The organism is Microbacterium sp. LBN7, from assembly GCF_045690345.1.
Taxonomy (GTDB): Bacteria; Actinomycetota; Actinomycetes; order Actinomycetales; family Microbacteriaceae; genus Microbacterium.
The window spans coordinates 3,299,414-3,323,674 of sequence record NZ_CP147856.1 but is presented as its reverse complement, the minus strand read 5'-3'; the positions used below and the strand labels follow the sequence as shown (position 1 = coordinate 3,323,674).

General features: G+C 70.5%; 20 protein-coding genes. 4 read left to right on the top strand and 16 right to left on the bottom strand.

Going from position 1 to position 24,261, the window contains the following annotated elements:
- The first annotated feature begins 47 nt into the window (after window positions 1-47).
- Both hrpA and LBN7_RS16120 read left to right on the top strand, forming a co-directional pair.
- Window positions 48-3,974, top strand: coding sequence for an ATP-dependent RNA helicase HrpA (gene hrpA / locus LBN7_RS16125; RefSeq protein WP_407360222.1), 3,927 nt, complete (start codon window positions 48-50; stop codon window positions 3,972-3,974).
- A gap of 42 nt (window positions 3,975-4,016) precedes the next feature.
- On the top strand, window positions 4,017-4,961 hold the full coding sequence (locus LBN7_RS16120; RefSeq protein WP_341944968.1) for an NADP-dependent oxidoreductase: 945 nt from the start codon (window positions 4,017-4,019) through the stop codon (window positions 4,959-4,961).
- Between the two features lie 15 nt (window positions 4,962-4,976).
- Here LBN7_RS16120 and LBN7_RS16115 read toward each other — a convergent pair whose 3' ends face one another.
- The 8 genes from LBN7_RS16115 to LBN7_RS16080 all read right to left on the bottom strand — a co-directional run bounded on the left by LBN7_RS16115 (window position 4,977) and on the right by LBN7_RS16080 (window position 13,872).
- Window positions 4,977-5,582, bottom strand: coding sequence for an alkylhydroperoxidase domain protein (locus LBN7_RS16115; RefSeq protein WP_116637005.1), 606 nt, complete (start codon window positions 5,580-5,582; stop codon window positions 4,977-4,979).
- Entirely contained in the window at window positions 5,579-6,205 is a 627-nt protein-coding gene (locus LBN7_RS16110) for a CMD domain protein (protein WP_407360221.1), read from the bottom strand. Before LBN7_RS16110 ends, LBN7_RS16115 begins: the two co-directional genes overlap by 4 nt.
- Entirely contained in the window at window positions 6,202-7,221 is a 1,020-nt protein-coding gene (locus tag LBN7_RS16105) for a putative FMN-dependent luciferase-like monooxygenase (RefSeq protein WP_407360220.1), read from the bottom strand. The genes LBN7_RS16110 and LBN7_RS16105 overlap by 4 nt, the downstream gene beginning before the upstream one ends.
- Window positions 7,218-8,834, bottom strand: coding sequence for a dipeptide ABC transporter ATP-binding protein (locus tag LBN7_RS16100; RefSeq protein ID WP_407360219.1), 1,617 nt, complete (start codon window positions 8,832-8,834; stop codon window positions 7,218-7,220). Before LBN7_RS16100 ends, LBN7_RS16105 begins: the two co-directional genes overlap by 4 nt.
- On the bottom strand, window positions 8,831-9,724 hold the full coding sequence (locus LBN7_RS16095) for an ABC transporter permease (protein ID WP_407360218.1): 894 nt from the start codon (window positions 9,722-9,724) through the stop codon (window positions 8,831-8,833). The genes LBN7_RS16100 and LBN7_RS16095 overlap by 4 nt, the downstream gene beginning before the upstream one ends.
- The gene (locus tag LBN7_RS16090; protein WP_407360217.1) at window positions 9,721-10,689 is read right to left on the bottom strand and encodes an ABC transporter permease; all 969 of its coding nucleotides are present in this window, start codon (window positions 10,687-10,689) and stop codon (window positions 9,721-9,723) included. Before LBN7_RS16090 ends, LBN7_RS16095 begins: the two co-directional genes overlap by 4 nt.
- Before the next feature lie 30 nt (window positions 10,690-10,719).
- On the bottom strand, window positions 10,720-12,354 hold the full coding sequence (locus LBN7_RS16085; protein WP_407360216.1) for a TIGR04028 family ABC transporter substrate-binding protein: 1,635 nt from the start codon (window positions 12,352-12,354) through the stop codon (window positions 10,720-10,722).
- A 135-nt stretch (window positions 12,355-12,489) separates the two neighbouring features.
- Complete coding sequence (locus LBN7_RS16080; protein ID WP_407360215.1) at window positions 12,490-13,872, bottom strand: NtaA/DmoA family FMN-dependent monooxygenase; 1,383 nt, start codon at window positions 13,870-13,872, stop codon at window positions 12,490-12,492.
- Window positions 13,873-13,978: 106 nt separating this feature from the next.
- Between LBN7_RS16080 and LBN7_RS16075 the strand changes: the two genes are divergently transcribed.
- Window positions 13,979-14,974: a Gfo/Idh/MocA family protein gene (locus tag LBN7_RS16075; RefSeq protein ID WP_407360214.1), complete on the top strand. Its 996-nt coding sequence runs from the start codon at window positions 13,979-13,981 to the stop codon at window positions 14,972-14,974.
- A complete protein-coding gene (locus tag LBN7_RS16070; protein ID WP_407360213.1) occupies window positions 14,967-15,923 on the top strand; it encodes an NYN domain-containing protein in 957 nt (318 codons plus the stop codon). Before LBN7_RS16075 ends, LBN7_RS16070 begins: the two co-directional genes overlap by 8 nt.
- A 12-nt stretch (window positions 15,924-15,935) precedes the next feature.
- Here LBN7_RS16070 and LBN7_RS16065 read toward each other — a convergent pair whose 3' ends face one another.
- The 8 genes from LBN7_RS16065 to LBN7_RS16030 all read right to left on the bottom strand — a co-directional run bounded on the left by LBN7_RS16065 (window position 15,936) and on the right by LBN7_RS16030 (window position 24,184).
- Entirely contained in the window at window positions 15,936-16,229 is a 294-nt protein-coding gene (locus LBN7_RS16065) for a Dabb family protein (RefSeq protein ID WP_407360212.1), read from the bottom strand.
- A gap of 26 nt (window positions 16,230-16,255) precedes the next feature.
- A complete protein-coding gene (locus LBN7_RS16060) occupies window positions 16,256-17,263 on the bottom strand; it encodes a sugar phosphate isomerase/epimerase family protein (RefSeq protein WP_407360211.1) in 1,008 nt (335 codons plus the stop codon).
- Complete coding sequence (locus LBN7_RS16055) at window positions 17,260-18,114, bottom strand: sugar phosphate isomerase/epimerase family protein (RefSeq protein WP_407360210.1); 855 nt, start codon at window positions 18,112-18,114, stop codon at window positions 17,260-17,262. The genes LBN7_RS16060 and LBN7_RS16055 overlap by 4 nt, the downstream gene beginning before the upstream one ends.
- Before the next feature lie 110 nt (window positions 18,115-18,224).
- The gene (locus LBN7_RS16050; RefSeq protein WP_407360209.1) at window positions 18,225-19,421 is read right to left on the bottom strand and encodes a substrate-binding domain-containing protein; all 1,197 of its coding nucleotides are present in this window, start codon (window positions 19,419-19,421) and stop codon (window positions 18,225-18,227) included.
- 14 nt (window positions 19,422-19,435) lie between these two features.
- Window positions 19,436-20,479, bottom strand: coding sequence for an ABC transporter permease (locus LBN7_RS16045; RefSeq protein WP_341944955.1), 1,044 nt, complete (start codon window positions 20,477-20,479; stop codon window positions 19,436-19,438).
- On the bottom strand, window positions 20,476-21,558 hold the full coding sequence (locus LBN7_RS16040) for an ABC transporter permease (RefSeq protein ID WP_116636953.1): 1,083 nt from the start codon (window positions 21,556-21,558) through the stop codon (window positions 20,476-20,478). The genes LBN7_RS16045 and LBN7_RS16040 overlap by 4 nt, the downstream gene beginning before the upstream one ends.
- A complete protein-coding gene (locus tag LBN7_RS16035) occupies window positions 21,555-23,078 on the bottom strand; it encodes a sugar ABC transporter ATP-binding protein (RefSeq protein ID WP_407360208.1) in 1,524 nt (507 codons plus the stop codon). The genes LBN7_RS16040 and LBN7_RS16035 overlap by 4 nt, the downstream gene beginning before the upstream one ends.
- Entirely contained in the window at window positions 23,075-24,184 is a 1,110-nt protein-coding gene (locus LBN7_RS16030) for a Gfo/Idh/MocA family protein (protein ID WP_407360207.1), read from the bottom strand. The genes LBN7_RS16035 and LBN7_RS16030 overlap by 4 nt, the downstream gene beginning before the upstream one ends.
- Window positions 24,185-24,261: the final 77 nt, after the last annotated feature.

Here is a 24,261-nt window from a genome sequence, read left to right as displayed (position 1 = left end):
GCTTTGCAAGGCAATGGCATCCATGATCCGTCATACGATGGAGGGCTATGTCTGCGTCCCTCCCCCTCATCTCCTATCCCCCGGAGCTGCCCGTCAGCGCGGCCAGGGAGGAGATCGCCGACGCCATCCGCGACAACCAGGTCGTCATCGTCGCCGGCGCGACCGGATCGGGCAAGACGACGCAGCTGCCGAAGATCGCGCTCGAGCTCGGCCGCACCCGTATCGCGCACACTCAGCCGCGACGTCTGGCCGCCCGCACGATCGCCGAGCGCGTGGCGGAGGAGCTCCAGGTCGAGCTGGGCACGCTCGTCGGCTACAAGGTGCGCTTCACCGACAAGGTGTCCGACGAGACCCGCGTCGCGCTGATGACCGACGGCATCCTCCTCAACGAGATCCATCGCGATCGGCTGCTCACCCGCTACGACACGATCATCATCGACGAGGCGCACGAGCGCTCGCTCAACGTCGACTTCCTGATCGGATACCTGGTGCGCATCCTGCCCGAGCGTCCCGATCTCAAGGTGATCATCACCTCCGCGACGATCGATCCGGAGAGCTTCGCGAAGCACTTCGCCCCTTCGACGAGCTCAGGGACCCAGCCGACGCCCGCGCCGATCATCGAGGTCTCCGGCCGCACGTATCCCGTCGAGATCCGCTACCGCGCGCAGACCGACGAGACCGAGGAAGAGGACGAGGTGTCGGCGATCGTCGCGGCCCTCCGCGAACTCGACCGCGAGGAGCCCGGCGACGTGCTCGTCTTCCTGCCGGGCGAGGCCGAGATCCGGGACGCCGCGGACGCCGTGCGCGGCGCCTACGCGAAGGATCGCTCCCCGACCGAGGTCCTCCCCCTCTACGGACGCCTGTCGGCGGCCGAACAGCACCGGGTCTTCGAGCGCAGCCGCGTGGCGGGCGTGCGCCGCCGGGTGATCCTCGCCACGAACGTCGCCGAGACGAGCCTCACGGTTCCCGGCATCCGGTACGTGATCGACACCGGCACGGCCCGCATCTCGCGCTACAGCAACCGCTCCAAGGTGCAGCAGCTCCCGATCGAGGCGATCTCGCAGGCCTCGGCGAATCAGCGCTCGGGTCGCGCCGGACGGACGAGCGACGGCATCGCCATCCGCCTGTACGCGGAGGAGGACTTCGAGAAGCGTCCGGAGTTCACCGAACCCGAGATCCTGCGCACCTCGCTGGCCTCGGTCATCCTGCAGATGCTGTCGCTCGGCTTCGGCGACATCACCGCCTTCCCGTTCCTCACCCCGCCGGACTCGCGGGGCGTGAAGGCCGCCTTCGACCTGCTCACCGAGCTCGGCGCGGTGGAGCCGTCGCGGCGCGACGATTCCCCTCACCTCACGCGCGTCGGCCGCGAGATCTCCCGCATGCCGATCGACCCGCGATTCGCACGGATGCTGATCGAGGCGGGGCGCCCTTCGACAGGCTCAGGGACCCAGGTCGTGCACGACGTCCTGCCGATCGTGTCGGGTCTGACGATCCAGGACGTCAGGGAGCGCCCGGAGGAGCGACGCGAGGAGGCCGACCGCCTGCACGCGCGCTTCGTCGACCCGACGAGCGACTTCCTCACGCTCCTCAACCTCTGGAACCACCTGCGGGAGCAGCAGCGCGAGCTCGGATCGAGCGCTTTCCGCCGCCTCTGCCGCTCCGAGCACCTCAACTACGTGCGCGTGCGCGAGTGGTTCGACGTGCACCGCCAGTTGAGCACCCTGGTCAAGGACGCGAGGAAGGGCTCAGGGACCTCGCAGGGCGCTTCCGATCCGGACGCGATCCACCGCGCACTGCTGTCGGGACTGCTCTCGCAGATCGGCATCCTCGACGAGCGCACCGCACCGGCGGGCAAGTCCCACTCCCCCGCCAAGGAGCCGAAGGGGCGGCGCATCGCCGAGTACCGCGGCGCCCGCGGCATCCGCTTCTCGATCTTCCCCGGCTCCGGGCTGCGCAAGAAGAGCCCGCAGGCGGTGATGGCGGCGGAGATCGTCGAGACATCGCGCACGTTCGCGCGCACGGTGGCCGCGATCGATCCGGCGTGGGCCGAGCCCCTCGCCGGCGACCTCGCCAAGCGGCAGGTCACCGAGCCGCACTGGTCGAAGGATGCCGGTGCCGCCGTCGCCTTCGAGAAGGTCACGCTGTTCGGCGTCGAGATCATCCCCCGACGTCGCGTGCAGTTCGCGCGCATCGACCGGGCGGCGTCGCGCGAGCTCTTCGTGCGACACGCGCTCGTCGAGGGCGAATGGGATCCGACGCGCATCGACAAGCGGGTCAGTGCGTTCTGGCGCAGCAACGCCGAACTCCGCAAGCGTCTGGAGAAGCTCGAGGAGCGGGAGCGGCGCCGCGACATCCTCGCCGGCGATGAGGCCGTCTTCCGCTTCTACGACGAGCGGATCCCGCCTGAGGTGTTCGACGTGCGCTCCTTCGAGGCCTGGTGGCGCGAGGCGCTGCAGGCTACACCGAAGCTTCTGGTCATGCGCGAGGCCGATCTGCTCGACGACGAGGCCCGAGCCGATCAGAGCGAGTTCCCGACGCGCTGGAACCAGGGCGATCAGGTGCTCGGTCTCGCGTACCGGTTCGAGCCCGGAGCCGCCGACGACGGCGTGAGCGTGGTCGTGCCCCTTCCCCTGCTCGCGCAGATCGAGGACCGCGGCTTCGACTGGCAGGTGCCGGGCCTCCGCGCCGAGCTGGTCACCGGCCTCCTGCGCGCCCTGCCCAAGGCGATCCGCCGTCACGTCGTCCCCGCCGCGGACTGGGCAGAGAAGTTCGGGGCCGAGCTCGCGGACCAGGGCCCGGAGAACCACGGCGGCCTGCCGCCGCGCACGCTCAAGGAGGCGCTCGCGCGACTGATCCAGCCGCTGGCCAACCAGCTCGTCACGGCGAAGGACTTCGAGGACCAACGCGTCCCCGCACACCTGCGGATGAACTTCCGTGCCGTCGACGAACGGGGCCGGGTCGCCGGATCGGACCGCGACCTGCGCGCCCTGCAGACGCAGCTCTCCGATCGGGCCCGCAGCAGTGTCGCCCGATCGATCGCCGCCCCTCCGCGCACTTCCGGACCGCTGAGGGTATCGAGCGATCCAGCCCCGAAGATCGAGCAGACCGGCCTCACGGCCTGGACCGTCGGAGATCTCCCCGAGGTGCTCGACACGCGCGTGGCGGGCGGCGTGGTGCGCGGCTATCCGGCGATCGTCGACCAGGGCAAGACCGTGTCGGTGCGCGTCGAGTCGACGGCGGATGCCGCGGCGGCGGCGACCCGCGCCGGGGTGCTGCGACTGGTCCTGCTCGGCGTCCCCTCTCCCTCGTCCTACGTGCAGGAGCACCTCACCAGCCAGGAGAAGCTCGCGCTGGCGGCGTCGCCGTACCAGACCGCGGCCGCCCTGATCGAGGACTGCCGGGCGTCGGTCGCGCGACGGGTGATCGATGCGGCGACCGACGGCACCGGGATCGTGCGCAGCGAGTCGGAGTTCACCCGCGTGCGCGACGCCGTCTCCGCCTCTCTCGTCGACGACCTGTTCGCCTGCGTCTCGCTGGTCGCCCGCGTCCTGACGAAGGCCAGGGAGGTCGAGCGCGGGATCAAGGCGCAGAACTCCCTCGCGCTCCTCGGGCCGCTGAACGACATCCGCACGCAGTTGTCGGGCCTGCTGCACCCGGGATTCGTCTCGGCGGCCGGCGTCGAGCGGCTCGCGCACTTCCCGCGCTATCTCGAGGGCATGCTCGACCGCCTGAAGACCCTGACGAACGAGCCGGGCAAGGACCGCGCTCGCATGACGGAGTTCGAGCGGATGGCGAAGGCCTTCGAGGACGCGGGCGGCACGACCCCCCTCGCCGCGGATGCCGCGCCCGCTCTGATCGAGGTGCGCTGGCTCCTGGAGGAGTACCGGATCAGCGTGTTCGCGCAGCGCCTCGGCACCGCGCAGGCGGTCTCGCCGCAGCGCATCATGAAGGCACTCGCCGGCAACGGTCGTTGAGCGAGCGCCAGCGAGACGAAACGCGGCGAGTACCCTGAATCCATGGCACGCGCGATCGTCTACACCGAGTTCGGATCCCCCGCAGTCCTTCACCAGATCGAGGTCCCCGACCCCGTCGCAGCGCGCGGCGAGGTGGTCGTGCGGATCGAGGCCGCCGGAGTGAACCCGATCGACGCGAAGCTGCGCAGCCGCAAGCGCCCGTCGCCGGACATCACCGAGCCGCGGCCGGTCGGCTTCGATGGCGCAGGCGTCGTCGAGGTCCTCGGCGAAGGGGTCGACGACTTCGCGGTCGGCGACCGAGTCGCGATCCGTGATGCGCTCGGCACCTACGCCTCGGCGCTGGCGATCCCGACCGGGAAGCTCGTCGCCCTTCCGGATGCCGTGACCGCGGCCGAGGGAGCGGCGATCGGCATCCCTGCGGGCACCGCCTACCAGGCGCTGCGATCACTCGGCGTGACCGATGGCGACGTGCTGCTCGTCCACGCCGGCTCCGGCGCCGTGGGGCAGGCCGCCGTGCAGTTCGCCGTGGCCTGGGGCGCGACGGTGATCGCCACCGCGAGCCCTGCGCGCCACGATCAGCTGCGCGAGCTCGGAGCCATCCCGATCTCCTACGACGCGGGCCTCCTGGAGCGCGTGCGAGAGGCCGCACCTGCTCCGGTCACGGTCGTCCTGGACTGCGCGGGCACCGACGAGGCGATCGAGACCTCTCTCGCCCTCGTCGCGGACCGGGACCGGATCGCGACGATCGTGCGGGGGCCGGATGCCGCGTCGTTCGGCATCCGCGCGTTCTCCGGGGGCTCCCCCGTGCCCCTGACCGACGAGGAGCTCGCCTGGCGTGCCGAGGCGCTCCCGAAGACCGTCGAGCTGCTCGCGGCCGGCGACTTCACGATCGAGCTCGGCCCAGAGCTTCCGCTCGCCGAAGCGGCGCAGGCCCATGAGCTCATGGAATCCGGCGCCGCCCCGGGCAAGATCATCCTCGTCCCCTAGGCCGAGGCTCGCGCGTCACGCCGGGGCTACCGGCCGTCCGATCGACAGCATCAGCCGGTTCGCCCAGTTGAAGAAGGCCGCACCGTGGATGACGTCGGCGATCTCCAGGTCGTCGAGGCCGGCCGCACGGAGCCGCGCGATCTCAGCCTCCCCGAAGGCGCCGGGTGTGTCGGTGAGGGCGACGGATGCCGCGACGACGGCGTTCCACCGCTCGCCGAGGTCCGCCTCCACGCCCTCGTCGAGCAGGCGGTCGACATCGTCGACGCGCTTGCCGTGGTGGGCCGCGAAGCGCGCGTGCACCGAGGCGCAGAACACGCACCCGTTGCGACGCGAGGCCGCCGTCGCCGCGAGCTCGCGCTCGGCCCGAGGAAGACCCTCGGCGACGTTGTAGAAGATGTCCTTGTCGACGAGCGTCCGCGCCTTCAGGATCTCGGGGTCACGGGCGAGCAGACGGAAGTAGTCGTTCTTGGCCCGGGCCGCATCGACGAGCCCGTCGTAGTGCCGCTCGGTGAGCTCGTCCTCGGCCAGCGGCGAGAGGTGCGGCAGCCAGCCGACCTCGCCACGGGTGAAGGCGTGCGGGTGCGGGGCGTCGTGCGTGAGCACGCTCTCGTCGACGGTCATGCTGCCTCCTCCTCGGAATCGGTCTGCGCTGTCGACCGGAGACCGGCGGCGGCGAGCACCCGGAGCCCCGTGATGACCCGCTGCTGGAAAGCCAGGAAGGAGACCAGCTGCGACAGCGTGACGATGCCGTCGGCCGACCACCCGGCGGCGAGCAGTCGACCGATGTCGGCCGACGACGCCTCCCGCGGACGGAACACCAGCAGATGCGTGTGCGCCAGAGCCGCGGCGACCCGGCTGCCGAGCGCCTCGGCCGCGGCATCCGACGGCGTGTAGCGCTCGCCCTCTGTGCTCTCGCTCTGCAGGCCGCGTTCGGTGTACGCGCCGAACGGTCCCTCGACCGCGGCGTCCGACGCCTCGGCCAGCACGACGGCCGCGCGATGCGGGTCGGCGGCGAGCGCGCGGTCGGCGTAGAACGTCCCGGTCGCGTCGGAGCTTCCGGCGAGCCGCGTGGCGAACGCGGCGACGAGCTCGCGCTCCGCCTGCGAGACGTGCTCGTCCGAGACGGGGTGGAACAGCGCGTCGAAGCTCGCCTGCAGCTGCTCCCTGGTGACGGGGCGACGACGACGCAGTGCATCGAGCGCCGGCGTCACCCCCGCGATCTGATCGACGATGTCGTGCGTCATGCCTTCTCCTTGATGGTGTCGGTGAGTGCGTAGCCGAGCGCGGGCGCGACCTGCTCGGCGAAGAGCTCGATCGAACGCAGCACGTGGTCGTGCGGGGCGTCGACCGAGTGGACCTGGAACGCGATCTCCGTCGCGCGGGCGAGGGTGGTGTCGGCGGCGAGCGACTCCGCCACCTCCTCCGGCGTGCCGAGGTGCGTGTCGAGCGCGACGATCAGCTCGTCGATGCTGTCGCCGGGGATCGTCTGACCCTGTCGGCGGAACCCCTCGGCCGCCCGCCGCAGCCCCACCTCGGCGAAGCGCAGCGCCTCGGCCCGGTCATCGGCGACGAACACGGTGCGAGAGGCGGTGATGCGCGGCGTCGACCCCTCGGAAAGAGCCTCGAGGTACGCGTCGATGATCGGATCCTGCAGCGCCGACAGCGGCGCATGCAGGGCGTCGTCGCGGCGGGGCTGCGTGCGAGAGAGCAGCAGTCCGTGCCCGTGGATGCCGGCGCGGTGGCCGCCCGGAGCCGAGAAGGTCGCCTGCCAGACACGGTCGGAGAGGTCAGCGGCATCCGGGTAGAGCGTGTTGCCGGCGCCGATGTCGCGGCCGTTCAGCGCGTCGAGCAGCACCGCGAGCTTGCGATCGTAGGTCGGCGCCTTGTCGCGCACGTCCTCCCCGAAGGGCACGAACGACGATGGCGTGCCGCCGCTGCCGAGCCCCAGGTCGATCCGTCCGTCAGACAGCAGGTCGGCGACCACGGCGTCTTCGGCCACGCGCACCGGATCCTCCAGCGGCAGGGTGATCACTCCCGTCCCCAGCCGGATGCGCGAGGTGCGGGCCGCGATGCTCGCGAGGAACACCAGGGGCGAGGGAAGACCGCCCTCCGCCGCGCGGAAGTGGTGCTGCGCGACCCATGCCCGACCGATGCCGACGCTCTCGGCCTGCTGGATCTGCGCGGCCGCGAGGGCGTAGCGCTCCGCGGGCGAGGCGTCGTCGAGCAGACGGGTGAAGAACGCGACGGTGGGGGCGGTCATGCGGGGATCTCCGTTCGACCGGGCACCGCAGCCAGCAGCTCCCGGGTGTAGTCGTGCTGCGGGTCGTGGAACAGCTCTTCGGTCGGGCCTTCCTCCACGATCCGGCCGCGGCGCATGACCGAGACCGTGTGGCTGATCCGGCGCACGACGGCGAGGTCGTGCGAGATGAACAGGTAGGTGAGGCCGAGCTCGGCCTGCAGCGAGGTGAGCAGCTCGAGGATGCGCGCCTGCACGGTCACGTCGAGCGCCGACACCGCCTCGTCGAGGACGACGATCTCCGGGTCGATCGCGAGGGCGCGAGCGATCGCCACGCGCTGGCGCTGCCCGCCGGACAGCTCCTGCGGCGTGCGCCGCGCGACGTCGGCGGGCAGCGAGACCCGGTCGATCAGCGCGAGCGCACGCGCACGCTGGTCGGCTCGCGAACCCTGGCGGAAGTTCCGCAGCGGCTCGGCGACGATGTCCGCGATCTGCTGGCGCGGATCGAGCGACGCGAAGGGGTTCTGGTACACGAGCTGGATGCGGCGGCGCAGCGCCCGCAGCTGCTCGCGCGACGCCCGCGTCACATCGTCGCCCGCGATCTCGATCGTGCCGGCATCCGGCTGCTGGAAGCGCGTGACGAGCCGGGCGGTCGTGGTCTTCCCCGAGCCGGACTCCCCCACGAGCGCATGCGTCGTTCCCCTGCGCACACGGAACGACACGTCGTCCACGGCACGGAACCGCTCGCGTCCGCCGACCCGGAACTCCTTCACGAGCCCCTCGGCCACGATCGCGTAGGGGTTCTCCGCCGCGACCGCGGCCGCATCGCGGAGGAACGGCGGTGCGTCCGGACGGCGGAAGCCCGTCGTGAACGCGGGAGCATCGGCGAGGAGCTGCTTCGTGTAGGCGTCGGACGGAGCGGCGAGCACGTCCTCGCTCGCGCCCTGTTCGACGATCCGGCCGTCCTTCAGCACGACCAGCCGTCCTGCGCGGTCGGCGGCGACGCCGAGGTCGTGCGTCACGAGCAGGATGCTGGTGCCCTCCTCGCGGCGCAGCTCGTCGAGCAGGTCGAGGACCTTGCGCTGCACCGTGGCGTCGAGGGCGCTCGTCGGCTCGTCGGCGATCAGCAGCCGGGGTCCCAGCGCGATCGCGGTGGCGATCAGCACGCGCTGCCGCATTCCGCCGGAGAGCTCATGCGGATACTGACGGGCGCGGAGGTCGGGATCGTCGATGCCGACGCGGTCGAGCAGCTCGATGACCCTGGCGCGGCGGGCCCTGCCGTCCCGATGCCCGTGCAGGCGCAGGATCTCCTCGACCTGCGCGCCGATGGGACGCACCGGGTTGAGCGAGGTCGTCGGATCCTGCGGCACGAGACCGATCTCCGGCCCCCGGATGCCGCGCAGAGCACGGTCCGACCAGCCGGAGATGTCGAGATCGCCGAGCCGCACGCTGCCGCCGTCCACACGCCCGCCTTGCGGCAGGAGCCCCAGGAGAGCGTGCGCGGTGGTGGACTTGCCGGATCCGGATTCGCCGACGAGCGCGAGCGTCTCGCCCTCCTGGATCTCGAACGAGACGCCGTGCACGACCTCGCGTCCGGCGTACGAGATCCGCAGATCGGTCGCTGCGAGGACGCTCATCGGGTGCTCCTTCCGAGTCGGTGGCTGATGCGGTTGGCGCTGAGCACCACGGCGACCACGACGAGACCCGGGAGGGCTGTGAGCCACCACGCCGTCCCGATGTAGTTGCGCCCCTCGGCGATCAGGAGTCCCCATTCGGGAGTGGGCGGCGGCGCGCCGTAGCCGAGGAACCCGAGCGTCGAGATCGCGAGGATCGCCGTGCCGAACTGCAGGGCGGCGAGCGCCACGATGGGCGTGAGCGAGTTCGGGAGCACATGCCGGCGGAGCACCGAGAAGAAGGTGGCACCGCTGCCGTACGCCGCCTCGACGTACTCGGTGCGCCGCACCCTGGCGACCTCGGCGCGCATGAGGCGCGCGAAGGCCGCGACGCTGCCCAGACCGACCGCGAGCGCGGCGTTCACCGTTCCGAAGCCGAGCAGGATGATCACCGAGAGCGACAGCAGCAGGCCGGGGATCGCGAGCAGCACGTCGACGACCCGCATCAGCACGTCGTCGAGGATGCCGCCGACGGCGCCGGCGACCGCGCCGATCAGGGTGCCGAGGCCGAGGCCGACCGTCACGGCGATGAGCGCGCCGGAGAGCGAGTGCACCGCGCCGTGGACGACGCGGCCGAACAGATCGCGACCGAGCGTGTCCGTGCCGAACCAGTGGGTGGCGCTCGGAGGCAGCAGCTTGTCGGCGGGGGCTCCGGTGAGCGGGTCGCCCGCCGCGAAGACCCCGGGGATCACGGCCCAGAGCACGGCCAGCACGACGACCGAGATCGCCAGGTACAGACCCCACGGCAGCGCCCGCAGCGGCCTCGCGGGGCGGACGGATGCCGGGGCGACGGCATCCGCCTCGGGTTCGGGGGCGACCGGGACGGGAAGAGTCGTGAGAACGGGGACGGTCATGCCGGGATCTCCTGCAGGGCGCGCGGTGCCGTCGCCCTCGCGACGCTCCGCTGGCGCGGGTCGATGAGCGGCGTCACGAGGTCGACCGCGAAGCTGATGAGCACGAAGCCCAGCGCCGACAGCAGGACCACGCCCTGCAGCACCGGGATGTCCTGGTTCGCCACGGCCTGCTCGGTGAGCCGGCCGACCCCGGTGCGACCGAACACGGTCTCCGTCACCACCGCGCCGCCGACGAGCTCGCCGAACAGGACGCCCGCGATCGTGAGCGTCGGCACGGCCGCGTTCCGGGCGACCGAGCGGGTGAGGACCCAGATCGGGGGCGCGCCCTTGGCCCGCACCACCGTGATGAACGGCTGGGCCTGCACCTGATCGATGCTGCGCACGAGCACCTGCGCGAGCGGTGCCGAGATCGGCACCGCGAGCGTGAGGACCGGGAGGACGAGCCCCGAGGCCGGATCGGCGCCGACGATCGGCACCCACCCGAGGCCGAAGGAGAACACCTGGATGAGCAGGATGCCGAGCCAGAAGACCGGCACCGCGACGAACAGCCCGGGGATCTGCCGCAGACCGTCACGCAGCCAGGCGAAGCGCGCGAGCGATGAGAGCCCGGCGACGAGCACCGCGATCACGAGCGCCACGACCAGGCCGAGGAAGGCGAGGAGCAGCGTGGACGGCAGCGCCTCGCCGAGCATCGTGAGCACGGGAGTGCCGAACTGCGTCGAGTACCCGAAGTCCCCGGCCAGGAAGCCCCGGCCCGCGTGCAGATACTGCTGCCACCACGGCAGGTCCGCGCCGTAGGTCGCACGGATGCTGTCGAGCTGATCGGGTGAGAGCCCGAGGCTCGGGTCCGAGAACTTGATCAGGATCGCATCGCCCGGAAGCAGCTGCAGCAGGAAGAAGGTGGCCGTGAAGGCCGCGATCAGAACGATCGCGGCCTGCCCGGCTCGTCGGAGGACGAAACTCATCGGTGCACCGTGCTCATCAGTCCGTGCTCATCAGTGCTCGGCGAGCCACACGCCGGAGAAGGTCGGACGACCCACCGACTCGAAGGCCACGCCCTGCACGTAGGTCGCCGCGCCGTACACCTGCGGCTCCTCGAACAGCGGGATCACGTACGCCTGCTCGGCGATGTAGTCCTGCACGGCCTGAGAGGCGGCGACGCGCTTCTCAGGATCGGGCTCGGATGCCACGGCGAGCAGCAGAGCGTCGAGCTCGGCGTCGTTCGAGATGAGCGTGTCGCGGTTCTTCGTGAAGTACTGGCTCTTGATCACGTCGAGGTCGGCACGGCCGACCATCGAGTGGTAGAAGCCGGTCTTGAGCGGGTCGCGGTTGTCCTCGGCCGCGCTTCCGGCATCGCCGGGCTTGACCGTCAGCTCGACGCCGACCTTCGCCAGCTGCTGGGCGACGAGCTCGAGCGTCTGCTTCGAGAGCGGCTGCGGCTTGGCCTCGTACACCGTGAAGGCGAGGCGCTCGCCGTCCTTCTCGCGGATCCCATCGGCTCCCGGCTTCCATCCCGCCTCGTCGAGCAGCTCTTCGGCCTTGTCGGGGTCGAAGGCGTAGTGCTCGGACTCGTCCTTGAAGCCGAGGGCCTCGGACGACAGGACCGACTTCGCGACCGGGTAGTTCTCGGTGAAGAGGGTGTCGACGACCTCCTGCGCGTCGACCGCGGCCACCAGCGCCTGGCGGACGCGGATGTCGGTGAGCAGCGGGTTGCTGGGACGCAGGCTGATCGCGTTGTTCACGCCGCGGGTCTGCGGCGCGTAGAGAGTGAAGCCCGCGCTCTCGACGCGGTCCTCGTCGAAGGCCTGCACGTAGCGGACGTAGTCGGCCTGACCGGCGAGCAGCGAGCCGATGCGCACGGAGTCCTCCGGTGTGACGAGCACGTGCACGGCGTCCACGTAGGGGCGCCCCTGGTTCTCCGCGCTCTCCGGCGCCCAGGCGTAGTCGTCGCGTGCCGTGAGCGTGTACTCGGTGCCGAGCTTCTCGTCGGTCACCGTGAAGGGGCCGGAGCCGATGATGTCCTCGGCGTTGCCGGCGCCGAAGTCCTCGATCGTGCCGTCGAGCGTCGCAGGCGAGAGGAGCCCCGAGTTGATCGTCGAGGTGGCCTGCAGGAACCCGGGCGCGGGCGCCGAGAAGCGGAACGTGACGGTGTCCTCGTCGACGACCTCGCTGCTGGCGTAGTTGTTGATCGCCTCAGAGATCGTGAGCCCGCGGTCGGCGACGCCGAGCCCGTAAGTGTCGAAGTTCTTCGCGACGGCCGCGGCGTCGAGCGGGGTGCCGTCCGAGAAGGTGACGTCGGACTTCAGGTTGAACGTGTACTCGGTCGCGTCGTCGTTCACGGTCCAGTCGGTGGCGATCCACGGCTCGATCTCGAGCGACTCCGGGTTCTGCCAGGTGAGCCGGGCGGCGATGTTGTTGACGACGCCGCCGTTCGGGTAGAAGCCGGCCTGCGGCGGGTACAGGTTCGTGTACGTCTGGTGCTCGAGGTAGGTGAGCGTGCCGCCGGTGACGGGGTCGCTCCCCGCGGCGGGCGCGTTGGCCGGGGCCGGCGAGGAGGCGCAGGCGGCGAGGCTCGTCGCGAGGACGAGCGGGAGCGCCACGGCGGCTGCGCGGATGAGACGGCGGTTCATGGGAGATGCCTCCTGGGCTTCGGGTGCACGAGTGCGGCGGGTGATTCAGGGGTGCGAGGTGAGGATCACGCTAGGGAAGACGGATGCCGCGCGGCGAAGCGCCGGACACCGACCGTCGCGAGACGAAACGTCCGGTCACGCGTCGACACGGGAGGTCACACGCAGGCGATCGCGAAGCGTCGCGCCGGCGCGGTCGTCGTCGTCGGAGAGCAGTCCGCGACGGCGCAGTTCGGGGGCGGCGAGGCGCGTGAACGCCTCGAACTGCGCCGGCTGGAATGCCGACAGCACGTTGAAGCCGTCGGCCGCGCCCTCGTCGCGCCAGGTCTCGAAGTGATCGGCGATCGCGTGCGCGTCGCCCACCACGAAGGCGGCGGGCACGGCGTGCGCGGCGACGAGGTGCCGCCACGTGAGCGGGTCTCCGGTCGAGACGCCGACGCCGGCGATGCGCGACACCCTCTCGACGAGAGCGGCGCCGCGCTCCCCCAGCCGAGCGGCGTCGTCGACGCTCACCGGCTGGTCGAAGTCGGCGGCGCGGAGCGGATCGTCCGCGGCGACGCCGAGCGCATCGGCGAGCGCATCGACGGTCCGGTTCGTCGGGAAAGCCGTGCGAGCGGCCTGATGCCCCTCTGCCAGCGGCACGAGCGCCAGCAGGCGCTCCACGATGCGGTGCGCCGCGGCATCCGTGTCGGCGACGACCGGGAGCACGGGTGCGATCACCTTCAGCGTCTCCGGTGAGCGTCCCGCCTCCGCGGCGATGGCTCGCAATCCCTCCCGGGTGGCGATCGCGTCGGCCAGGCTCGGCGCGGCGATGAGCGCGAGGTCGGCCTCCGTGGCCGCGAGAGCGCGCGATCGCGGCGAGGTGCCGGCGTGCACGATGGGGATCTGTCCCTGCGGCGGGCGGGCGACGTTCAACGGACCGGTGACCCGCACCCGCTCGCCCTCCAGATCGGCGGCCCGAAGGCCCTCGGGGTCGATGAGCACGCCGCGCGCGGCATCCGCGATCCAGGCGTCGTCGCTCCACGAGTCCCACAGCCGCCGCAGCGCCGTGACGAACTCCTCGGCGCGGTCGTAGCGCGTCTCGTTGTCGGCGTGCGCGTCGCGGCCGTGGTTGCCCGCGGCGCGCGGCTCGGCGCCGGTCACGAGATTGACCCCGGCACGGCCCCCGGAGAGCACGTCGAGCGATGCGAGCGACCGGGCGGTCGTGTACGGGTCGGCGTAGGTCGTGTTGACCGTGGCGATGAGCCCGATCCGCGAGGTGATGCCGGCGAGGAAGAGCACCGCGCTGACCGGATCGATGCGGGCGAGCAGGTACGGATCGCGGAACTCCAGGTCGGGTCCGGTCGCCAGCCAGTCCCCGAAGAAGAGGTAGTCGAGGCCGGCATCCTCTCCCTCCCTCGCGATGCGGCGGAGGATGTCGGCGTCGCCCGCCGGGTCGCGGTGCGCTCCCGGCTGCCGCCACCCCGACGGGTACGCGCCGAGTGTGCGCACCATGGCGCCGATGATGAGAGGTCCGGTCATGATCGCCACCGTAGATTCGGCGTGCGCGCCGCTGCCATGCCGTCGATGCCGGGCGTCACGCGATGTCACAGTCCGTCACACCGACAGCACCGTCTACGCTGAGACGATGACTGGTCTTCGTTGGGGAATCCTCGCAACCGGCGGCATCGCCGCCTCGTTCGCATCCGATCTGCGCACCGCAGGACTCGACCTGGTGGCCGTCGGCTCGCGCTCGCAGGAGTCCGCCGACGCCTTCGCCGCACGCTTCGACATCCCGCACGCGCATCCCTCGTACGAGGCTCTCGCGTCGGACCCGGATGTCGACATCGTCTACGTCTCGACTCCGCATCCGATGCACCATGAGAACGCCCGCCTGCTGCTCGAGCACGGCAAGCACGTCATCGCCGAGAAGGCGTTCACGCTGAATCGCGCCGAGGCCGAGGACCTGCAGCGGCTGGCCGCCGAGAAGGGGCTGCTCGTCACGGAGGCCATGTGGACGCGGTATCTGCCGCACATGATCCGCATCCGCGAGATCATCGCCGAGGGCACGCTCGGCGAGATCCGGGCCGTGACCGCCGACCACACCCAGCTGCTGCCCTCCGATCCCGCGCACCGGCTCAACGCGCTCGAGCTCGGCGGCGGCGCCCTGCTCGACCTGGGCATCTACCCGATCTCGTTCGTCCACGACATCCTCGGGGCGCCCACCAGCATCCGCGCCGTCGGGCGTCTGATCGAAACCGGGGCGGATGCCGAGGTCGCGACGGTCATGACGCACGAGGGCGGGGCGATCTCGACCACCCTCTCGTCCTCCCGCGCCGCCGGCCCGAACACGGCGAGCATCGTCGGCACGGCCGCGCGCATCGACATCGACCACGTCTGGTACTCCCCCACGTCCTTCCGCGTCGTGCTGCCGGACGGCACCGTCCAGGAGGAGTACGCCTCCGACATCGAAGGGCGCGGCATGCAGTTCGAGGCGCTCGCGGCCGAACGGCTCGTGGCCGAGGGGAACATCGCGGGCGATCTGCTCCCGATCTCCGAGACCGTGGCGATCATGGGGACCCTCGACGAGATCCGCTCCCAGATCGGAGTGCGCTACCCGCGCGAGGAGGCCGACCATGGCTGAGCCCACGAATGCCCGCGTCGCCGTCTACCTGGACTTCGACAACATCGTCATCTCCTGGTACGACCGCGTCCACGGCCGCAACGCCTATGGCAAGGACCGCCAGCGGATCACCGAGAACCCGAACGATCCCGATGTCGCCGAGCGGCTCAGCCGGGCGATGATCGAGGTCGGCGCGATCATCGACTACGCCGCCTCCTTCGGCACCCTCGTGCTCACGAGGGCGTACGCCGACTGGTCGTCGCCCGTCAACGCCGAGTACCGCTCCCAGCTCGTCGCCCGCGCGGTCGACCTCGTGCAGCTCTTCCCGGCGGCGGCATACGCCAAGAACGGCGCCGACATCCGTCTCGCGGTCGATGCCGTCGAGGACATGTTCCGCCTCCCCGACCTCACGCACGTCGTGATCGTGGCGGGCGACAGCGACTACGTGCCGCTCGCACAGCGCTGCAAGCGGCTCGGACGCTACGTGATCGGGGTCGGCGTCGCCGGCTCCACCGCCAAGTCGCTGGCCGCGGCCTGCGACGAGTTCGAGGCCTACGACTCGCTCCCCGGCGTCGTTCGTCCGACGAAGCCCGCGCCGGCCGTCGCCGCGCCGGTCGCCGAGACCGTCGAGCCCGTCGCAGAAGCCCCGGCAGACGCGCCCAAGGCGAAGGCGCCGCGCAGGGCCAAGTCCAAGACGGCGGTGGCCAAGGTCGAGGAGCCCAAGGTCGACGAGCAGGGCGAGGCGACGCAGCTGCTGGAGCGTGCGCTGCGCCTCGGGCACGACAAGACCGACGCCGACGAATGGCTGCACAGCTCGGCGGTCAAGACGCACATGCGCCGCATGGATCCGTCGTTCAGCGAGAAGGCTCTCGGCTACCGATCGTTCTCCGACTTCCTCAAGTCCCGCGACGACATCGCGGAGCTCGAGGAGACGGGCCACGAGCGCCTGGTCAAGCTGCGCGAGCAGTAGAGCCGGCGCCGCTCACTCGGCGAAGTCGTACTCCTGGAAGGCCTCGACCTCCGGCACCCAGCGCTCCGCCACGAAGGCGGTGTGCGCAGGGTGGGCGTTGTACGCGTCATAGGCGCCCTGATCCGCGAAGACCATCGAGAACTGATGGGCGAGGTCGCTCTTCGGGCTGACCTGGCGGCGGATCGTGAAGTCCGAGACCCCCGGGATCGAGGTCAGGACGGCGTGACCCGTGGCGAGGAACTCGCGTTCCTCGGCGGAACCCGCAGGGTGCACGAGGCGGAAGACGACGGTGTGCTGGATCGACATGGGGCTCCTGCGGGACGAAGAGGCGGTCACTGGTTGCTGAAGGCGGCGTCGAACGAGGCCTCGGGCTTCGGCCACAGCAGCGACCGCACGTAGGCGAGTGCCTCGGGGGCGCCGTGGAGGCGGTCCATCCCCGCGTCCTCCCACTCGATCGAGATCGGTCCGGTGTAGCCGATCGCGTCGAGGGCGCGGAACGAGTCCTCCCAGGGCACGTCGCCGTGGCCGGTGGAGACGAAATCCCACCCGCGGCGGGGATCGCCCCACGGCAGATGCGAGCCGAGCACGCCGGCACGGCCGTTGTGCGGGCGCATCCGGGTGTCCTTGCAGTCCACGTGGTAGATGCGGTCGGCGAAGTCGACGATGAACCCGACCGGGTCGATGTTCTGCCACATCATGTGCGAGGGATCCCAGTTGAAGCCGAACGCCTTCCGGTGATCGATCGCCTCGAGCGCTCGCACCGAGCTCCAGTAGTCGTACGCGATCTCCCCCGGATGCACCTCGTGCGCGAAACGCACGCCCTCGCCGTCGAAGACGTCGAGGATCGGGTTCCAGCGGGCCGCGAAGTCCTCGAAGCCGCCCTCGATGACGGATGCCGGGACCGGCGGGAACATCGCCACGTACGGCCAGATCGACGAACCGGTGAACCCGACGACCGTGTCGATGTCGAGCTTGCGGGCCACACGCGCCGCGCGCTTCATGTCCTCCGCCGCACGCTGCCGGACCCCCTCCGCGTCACCGTCCCCCCAGACGTGGTCGCGGAGGATCGCCTTGTGCCGGAAGTCGATCGGGGCGTCGCACACCGCCTGACCGGTGAGATGGTTCGAGATCGCGAAGATCTTCAGCCCGTGCCGATCGAGGACCTCGAGACGGGAAGCCGCGTACGCGTCGTCCTCGTCCGCGCGCCGCAGGTCGAGATGATCGCCCGATGCGGCGACCTCGAGCCCGTCGTAGCCCCACTCGGACGCGAGACGGGCGACCTCCTCGAACGGCAGATCCGCCCACTGACCGGTGAACAGGGTGACGGGGTGGGTGCTCATGAATGCTCCAATGCTCGGAGTGCCGCGATGCTGCGGGCGGCCAGTTCGTCCTGGCTCGCCGCGAGCGGGCGCCACACCGACGCGGCGACGGCGATCGTGGCGTTCTCGCCGGTGAAGCTCTCCAGTCCCAGCGGACCCCGGTAGCCCGCGTCGTCCAGCGCCCGCAGGATCTCGGGCCAGTCGGTGTGGTCGTCGCCGACGGCGCCGCGATCGCTGCCGCACACCTGCACGTGCGCGATCGCCGCTCCCGCGGCACGGATCGCCTCTGCGGGCTTCTTCTCCTCGATGTTGAGATGGTACGTGTCCAGAGCGAGTCCGACTCCGGCGCCGAGCAGCGGGGCCAGTGCGTCGAGCCCCTGCTCGACCGTGTTGATCACGCTCGTCTCGTAGCGGTTGAGCGGCTCGACGGCCAGGGTGATCCCGAGAGCCGCGGCCTCCGCTGCGAGAGGAGCCAGGTTCTCCCGCAGCTCGCGGACGACCGCGGTGCGCTCGTCGACGTCCATGCGCCAGGTGACACCGGTCGGGGCGTAGAACGGGCCGGCGACGGCATCCGCGCCGAGCTCGCGCGCGGCGGCGATGCAGGCCCGCAGATAGTCCTGCGTGGCGGCCACATCACCGACGCGGGCGATCAGCGACCGCCCCGGTCCCATCGCCCCGACCACGATCGCGCCGAGACCGAATCGGTCGAGGGTCTCGCGCACGCGCACCGGATCCCAGTCCCCCACGTTCTCGAGGGGCAGCTCCAGGGCGTCGTAGCCGAGTCCGGCGGCCTTCCGGGCGAGCGGCTCGAGGGTCGCGTCCGTGAGCGGCGACGTCCACACCCACGTGTTGACGGCGATCGTGCGGGGCATCCTTCTCCTTCGAATCATGCCGGCGGGCGTTTCGTCTCGTCGCTCAACGACCGGGCTTCGGTCGTTGAGCGAGCGAAGCGAGACGAAACGCCCGCACTCGTCCCGTCAGGTTACGGGATCTGCCGTTCCTGCCACACGGTGGGGTACCCCGGGAGGTTCTCCCCGCCGAACTTGGCGTAGTGACCGTCGGGCATGCCCTCATTCGCCTCGAGGTACTGGTCGAGCTCGCCCTCCGTGATCGGCTTCTGCGGGAGCACCCACTCCTTCGGCACCTCTTCGCCGGCGAAGATCTTCTGCGCCGCGAGGAGCGGCGTGCGCCACTGGAAGTTGGAGTACACCGGCGCGAGACCGGTGAGACCGGTGTCCTTCCACTTGCGGAGGAAGCTCATCTCGTCCTCGCCGGTCATGACCGGGTAGTCCGCTCCGGCGTCCTCGAACGCCTCGATGGCGGCGACGGCGCCGTCACCGGCATCCATCCAGATGCCCTGCACGTCGCCCTTGGCCAGTTCGTCCGAGATGATGCTCTTGATCTCGGCGGGATCAGCACCCGTGAAGTAGTCCACGGCCTCGATGCCCGCCTCGTCGAAGAGCTTCTCGGCAGCCGCCCAGCGGTGCTCCAGCACGTCGACGCCCGGCAGGATGCGAAGCGCCACGACCTTGTCACCCTTCTCGAGGTTGTCGATCAGGAACTCTGCCGTGTCGATGCCCCAGGCGAAGCCGCCGATCGGGTGGATGAACGACACGTAGCAGTCGGTGTTCACACCGCGGTCGAACACGATCACGGGCTTGCCCGTCTCGCACGCCCGCTCGACGGCCGGGGTCATCGCCGCCGTGCTGTTCGGCGAGATGAGGAACACATCGCAGTTGCCCTCGGCGATGAAGTAGTCGATGTCGGCGATCTGCGTGTCATCGGAGTCCTGCGCGTCGCGCGTCTCCATCGCGCTGATCGCGCCGTCGGCCTGCAGCGCCTTCAGCTGCTCGTTCATGGTGATCCAGCCCGTCTGACGCCACGGGTTGGAGATCGAGGCGTTCGCGAAACAGGCCTTCTTGGCGCCTTCGCTCGCGAACTCGGCCGTGTCGACCATCTCCGCGTTGATGTGCTGAAGGTACGGCTCCTCGGCCGGGCCCTGCGGCTCGACACCTCGCTCCTCGTTCTGCTTGTCGAACAGCTCCTGATCGAACCATTCGGTCGTCTCCGCCGACTCCTCGGGACTGTCGGACTCGGCCGGCGCGACGGACGGGTCGGTCGTGCACCCGGCGAGCGCGATGAGTCCGAAGAGAGCCACCCCTGCGGTGGCGATCCTCATTGATCGTCGCATTGCTAATCTCCTCTGATCTTCTCTGTGTGGATGGTGCTGGTTGATACGGATTCTGCGGTCGTGAGGTCGGGGGAAGCCTGTGGGCCGCGCCGGCGCCGGGCGCGGAAGGCGACGGCGGAGTAGGCGACGGCGGCGATGATGATGACGCCCTGCACGGCGTCGCGGAGCGTCGAAGGGACCCCCGCGATGTTGAGGAGCATGAAGAGCGCTTCGAGCGCGAACGCCCCGGCCGCGGCGGCGACGATCCAGCCGCGACCGCCGCCCAGCACGACGCCGCCGAGCACGACGGCCGTGATGGCGATGAACTCGTAGCCGCGGCCGACCGAGGGATGCACACCGGCGTAGCCGACGAGCAGCACGGCCGAGAGCGACGCGGACAGCGAGGAGATGACGAACGCCCGTGTGGTGACCCAGGCGCGGCGCCCGCCGGCGTAGTCGACCGCGCCGGCGTTGTCGCCCACCGCGATGAGGGACTTGCCGAGGGGCATCTTCGTGATCCAGATGCCCAGCGCGAGCCAGGCGATGAGGATCAGCACAGCCCACGGGATGAACTCCAGGAACGGCACGTCGCGGATCCCGCCGCGGCCGATCTCGCGGAAGCTGTCGGCCGGGTTCCCGGTCGCCGCTCCCCCGGTCCACCACATGACCCCGCCGAGGAGCGCGAGCATCATGCCCAGCGTCACGATGAACGACGGCACCTTGAGCAGCGTCGTGATCAGGCCGTTCACGAGCCCGACGGCGATGCCGAAGACCACCATGAGCAGGAGCACCGGGACCGTGCGCGAATCGTCCTGGCCCACCAGGTTGCCGGCGACGATCACCTGCGCGGTGATGAGCGACCCCTGCGAGAGGTCGAACTCTCCGGCGATGATCACGAAGTACTGCCCGATCGCGACGATCGCGATGGGAGCCACCCGCTGGATGAATCGCATCAGCTGGCCCGGCTCCGCGAAGCTCGGGTTGAGGATCATGACGGCGACCAGCAGCAGCACGAGGAGCAGGAACACGGCGCCTCGGGGGCTGATGAGCGAGCGCAGGACGTTCATGCGCGTCCTCCTTCCGCTGCGGGAGTCGTATCGGCGAGCTGCGATGCGGCCGCCGCCATCTCGTCTTCGGCCGCCTTGGCCGCGTCGTCGCCGCCGGTGCGGGTGCCGCCGGTGCCGAATCGCGGCCGGCGGCGCACGATGGCGCGGCGGCTGTAGACGGCGACGGCCGCCACGATGACGACGCCGCGCACGACGTCCTTGAGGAACGGGTTGACCTGCATCACGCTCATCACGTTGTCGACGACCGCCAGGATGGCGACGCCGCCGACCGTGCCCCAGATCGATCCGCGTCCGCCGAGGAGGAGCGTGCCGCCGAGGACCACCGCGGCGATCGAGAGCAGCGCGTAGCCGCCCTGCTGCCCGACCGTCGGGCTGCCGACGCCGAGGCGGCTGGCGAGCAGGAGGCCGGCGAGGCCGGCGAACACCGAGCACAGCACGTGCGCGGCGATGAGCGGCGGCCGCGTGCGGACACCCGACAGGCGAGCGATCTCGGGGTCGCCGCCCACGGCATAGAGGTGCGCACCGGTGCGGGTGCGGTCCAGAAGGAACCAGACGAGCACGGCCAGCGCGATCATGATGATGGTCGACACGGGCACCGGTCCGACGCCGGTCGCGCCGATCAGCTGGAACTCCCACGGCACGGCTCCCGCCGATCCCTCGAAGTTCGTGTTGAGGATGCCCTGCAGGATGAGCCCCACGCCGAGCGTCGCGATGAAGCCGTTCACCTTGAGCACCGTGACGATGAGTCCGTTGACGAGGCCGATCCCGGCGCAGACGAGCAGCGTGATCGCCACGGCCGCCGGGATGTTGCCCGGGCTGCCGTTCATGATCGTCGCCCCCAGCAGGCTGGCGAGACTGATCACGTAGGTGACCGACAGGTCGAGCGAGGCGCCGAGCACCACGAGCGTCTGCCCGATCGCGACGAGGCCGAGCACGCTCATGCCGGTGAGGATGTCCCGGATGTTGCCGGGGCTGAGGAAGTTGCGTCCGACGGTCCCGATGAGGATCGCCCCGACGATGAGGGCGAGGATCAGGATGCCGAGGACGATGACTGTGGAGTCGATCCGGATGCGCTTCATCGCGCACCTCCGTCCGTCGAGGTCCGGGGATCCCCCGCACCGGTCGCGGCGCCGAGGATCTCGTGCTCCGCCGACCCTGCGGGCAGCTCCGCCACGAGCTCGCCGTCGTGCATGACGAGGATGCGGTCGCTCATGCCGATCACCTCCGGCAGCTCGCTCGAGACCATGAGCACCGCTGTGCCCTGCGCCGCCAGCTCTCGCATGAGCTGGTACACGGCGTACTTCGCGCCGACGTCGATGCCCCTGGTCGGCTCGTCGAACAGCACGATCTGGGGCCGTGTGAGCAGCCACTTCGCCAGGACGACCTTCTGCTGATTGCCTCCGGAGAGGAAGCGCGCCTCCTGGTCGAGTCCCCGCGAGCTGATCTCGAGCGAGCTGAGCACTCCGGGCACCTCGCGACGCGACGCCGACGTGCGACCGGGGAACACGCTCCGCACGACCAGCAGGGCGTTGTCCAGCACAGACTGGCCGAGCGCGAGACCCTGCGCCTTGCGGTCCTCCGACACGAGGGCGAGCCCGGCGCGGACGGCGGACCGGGCGCTGCTGATGCGCACCGGCGAGCCGTCGATCCTCATCGAGCCGCGGGTGAAGGCCTGGATGCCGAAGATCCCCTCGACCAGTTCGGTGCGCCCCGAGCCCTGCAGGCCGGCGATGCCGACGATCTCGCCTGCACGGAGCGTCAGCGACACTCCGTCGACGTAGGCGTTGCCGCACTCCTCGAGCTCGAGGCGCGGCTCGCCCACGGTCGTGCCCTCGACGGCATCCGGGAAGTAGGACTGGATCGAGCGTCCGACCATGCGCCGCACGAGCTCGTCCGTCGTGAGAGCGGCCGTCTCGTCGGTGGAGACGAGGGAGCCGTCCTTGAGGATCGTGATGCGGTCGCAGAGGTCGAAGATCTCCTTCAACCGGTGCGAGACGTAGATCACGGCGACGCCGCGGGAGGTGAGACGGCGGATGATCGCGTACAGGAGCTCGACCTCGCGGTCGCTGAGCGCGGCGGTCGGCTCGTCCATCGAGATCACCTGCGCATCGAACGACAGCGCCTTCACGATCTCGACGATCTGCTGCTCCGCCACGGTCAGCGAGCCCACGCGCGCCTGCGGATCGATGAAGGAGACGCCGAGGTCGGCGAGGAGCCCTGCCGTGCTGCTGATCATCGCCTTCCGGTCGACGAACCCGGCGCGACGCGGCTCGCGTCCGAGATACACGTTCTGGGCGACCGTCCGCTCGGGCAGCAGCGTGAACTCCTGGAACACCGTGACGATGCCGGCATCCATCGCCTGCCGGGGGTGCGCGTGGCGCACCTCCTCGCCGCGGTAGGCCACGACGCCCTCATCGGCGGGCTGCACGCCGGCGATGATCTTCATCAGAGTCGACTTGCCCGCGCCGTTCTCGCCGACGAGTCCGTGCACCTCTCCCGGTCGCACATCGAAGTCGATGCCCTTGAGAACCTCGACGCCGAAGAACGACTTGCGGATGCCGCTCACTGCGAGCACCGGCTGCGTCGTGGTCGCGTTCATGCCGTCACCTCCACCCATCGCCCGTCGTCGGCCGCCGACTGCAGGACCGCCTCGGTGAGAACGGCCGAGCGGTGTCCGTCGGCGAAGGTCGGCATCCCGTCCGGCTGCGCACCGGCCATCGCGGCGTATACGTCGGCGACGAACCCGTTGAACGCGTCCTGGTAGCCCATCGCGTGCCCGGCGGGAACCCGCTGCAGCCGAGCGGAGTCGGGAGCGGAGCCCGCCGGATCGCGCAGCAGCAGCCGGGATTCCTCGCGCGTGCCGATCCAGAGCTCCTCCGGACGCTCCTGCTCGAAGCGGATGCTCTGCCGGGACCCGTGCAGCTCGAGGGTGAGCGCGTTCTTCCGCCCGGCGGCCATCTGCGAGATGAGAAGGGTTCCGAGTGCCCCCGACACGGTCTCGACGAGAACCGCCACGATGTCCTCGGTGTCGACCTCGTGCCCGGCGCGTTCGGGGAACACCCGGCGCGTGCGGGCGCTCAGCGCGCGGATGCGGTCGCCGATCACGAACTCGATGAGATCGCACAGGTGCGAGCCGATGTCGGCGAACGCACGGGACGCACCGCCCGAGGAGGAGCGCACCCGCCAGTCGTCGTCGGTGGGGAACAGCATCCAGTCCTGCAGGTAGGAGCAGTCCAGGGTGAGGAGCTCGCCGATGTCGCCGCGGGCGACGCGGGCCCGCGCCTCGCGCACCATCGGGTGGTATCGGTAGATGAAGGGCACGGCGGCCACGCGCCCGGAGGCCTCCGCGGCGTCTGCGAGCGTCTTCGCGTCGTGCGCGGTCGTCGCGAGGGGCTTCTCGCAGACCACGTGCTTGCCTGCCTGCAGAGCGCGCAGGGCCAGCTCGGCATGCGTCGCGTTCGGGGTGCAGATGTGGACCACGTCGATGTCGGCCGCGTCCAGCAGCGCGATGGCGTCGGCCTCTGCACGCTCGGCGCCCAGGGCGTCGGCGGCATGGCGGCTGCCGGCGGCGGAGCGGGTGGCGATGGCGCGGAGCTCGCCTCCGGCGTCTCGGGCCGCCGTGCGGTGCACGCGGGCCATGAATCCTCCGCCGAGGATGCCGGCTCGGATCGTTCCGAGACCGGTGTCTGTGACATCCGTTGTCATGTCGGCGATTCTGACACACGCCTCGCTACTTTTGCTAGTCCTTCGTCAAAAGTCATCGTTTCGTAATTTGAAGTCAA

Bases quoted from the DNA above. Each gene is read 5' to 3' on its own strand.
- hrpA (WP_407360222.1), top strand. From the start codon at position 48: ATGTCTGCGTCCCTCCCCCTCATCTCCTATCCCCCGGAGCTGCCCGTC.
- LBN7_RS16120 (WP_341944968.1), top strand. From the start codon at position 4,017: ATGGCACGCGCGATCGTCTACACCGAGTTCGGATCCCCCGCAGTCCTT.
- LBN7_RS16115 (WP_116637005.1), bottom strand. From the start codon at position 5,582: ATGACCGTCGACGAGAGCGTGCTCACGCACGACGCCCCGCACCCGCAC.
- LBN7_RS16110 (WP_407360221.1), bottom strand. From the start codon at position 6,205: ATGACGCACGACATCGTCGATCAGATCGCGGGGGTGACGCCGGCGCTC.
- LBN7_RS16105 (WP_407360220.1), bottom strand. From the start codon at position 7,221: ATGACCGCCCCCACCGTCGCGTTCTTCACCCGTCTGCTCGACGACGCC.
- LBN7_RS16100 (WP_407360219.1), bottom strand. From the start codon at position 8,834: ATGAGCGTCCTCGCAGCGACCGATCTGCGGATCTCGTACGCCGGACGC.
- LBN7_RS16095 (WP_407360218.1), bottom strand. From the start codon at position 9,724: ATGACCGTCCCCGTTCTCACGACTCTTCCCGTCCCGGTCGCCCCCGAA.
- LBN7_RS16090 (WP_407360217.1), bottom strand. From the start codon at position 10,689: ATGAGTTTCGTCCTCCGACGAGCCGGGCAGGCCGCGATCGTTCTGATC.
- LBN7_RS16085 (WP_407360216.1), bottom strand. From the start codon at position 12,354: ATGAACCGCCGTCTCATCCGCGCAGCCGCCGTGGCGCTCCCGCTCGTC.
- LBN7_RS16080 (WP_407360215.1), bottom strand. From the start codon at position 13,872: ATGACCGGACCTCTCATCATCGGCGCCATGGTGCGCACACTCGGCGCG.
- LBN7_RS16075 (WP_407360214.1), top strand. From the start codon at position 13,979: ATGACTGGTCTTCGTTGGGGAATCCTCGCAACCGGCGGCATCGCCGCC.
- LBN7_RS16070 (WP_407360213.1), top strand. From the start codon at position 14,967: ATGGCTGAGCCCACGAATGCCCGCGTCGCCGTCTACCTGGACTTCGAC.
- LBN7_RS16065 (WP_407360212.1), bottom strand. From the start codon at position 16,229: ATGTCGATCCAGCACACCGTCGTCTTCCGCCTCGTGCACCCTGCGGGT.
- LBN7_RS16060 (WP_407360211.1), bottom strand. From the start codon at position 17,263: ATGAGCACCCACCCCGTCACCCTGTTCACCGGTCAGTGGGCGGATCTG.
- LBN7_RS16055 (WP_407360210.1), bottom strand. From the start codon at position 18,114: ATGCCCCGCACGATCGCCGTCAACACGTGGGTGTGGACGTCGCCGCTC.
- LBN7_RS16050 (WP_407360209.1), bottom strand. From the start codon at position 19,421: ATGAGGATCGCCACCGCAGGGGTGGCTCTCTTCGGACTCATCGCGCTC.
- LBN7_RS16045 (WP_341944955.1), bottom strand. From the start codon at position 20,479: ATGAACGTCCTGCGCTCGCTCATCAGCCCCCGAGGCGCCGTGTTCCTG.
- LBN7_RS16040 (WP_116636953.1), bottom strand. From the start codon at position 21,558: ATGAAGCGCATCCGGATCGACTCCACAGTCATCGTCCTCGGCATCCTG.
- LBN7_RS16035 (WP_407360208.1), bottom strand. From the start codon at position 23,078: ATGAACGCGACCACGACGCAGCCGGTGCTCGCAGTGAGCGGCATCCGC.
- LBN7_RS16030 (WP_407360207.1), bottom strand. From the start codon at position 24,184: ATGACAACGGATGTCACAGACACCGGTCTCGGAACGATCCGAGCCGGC.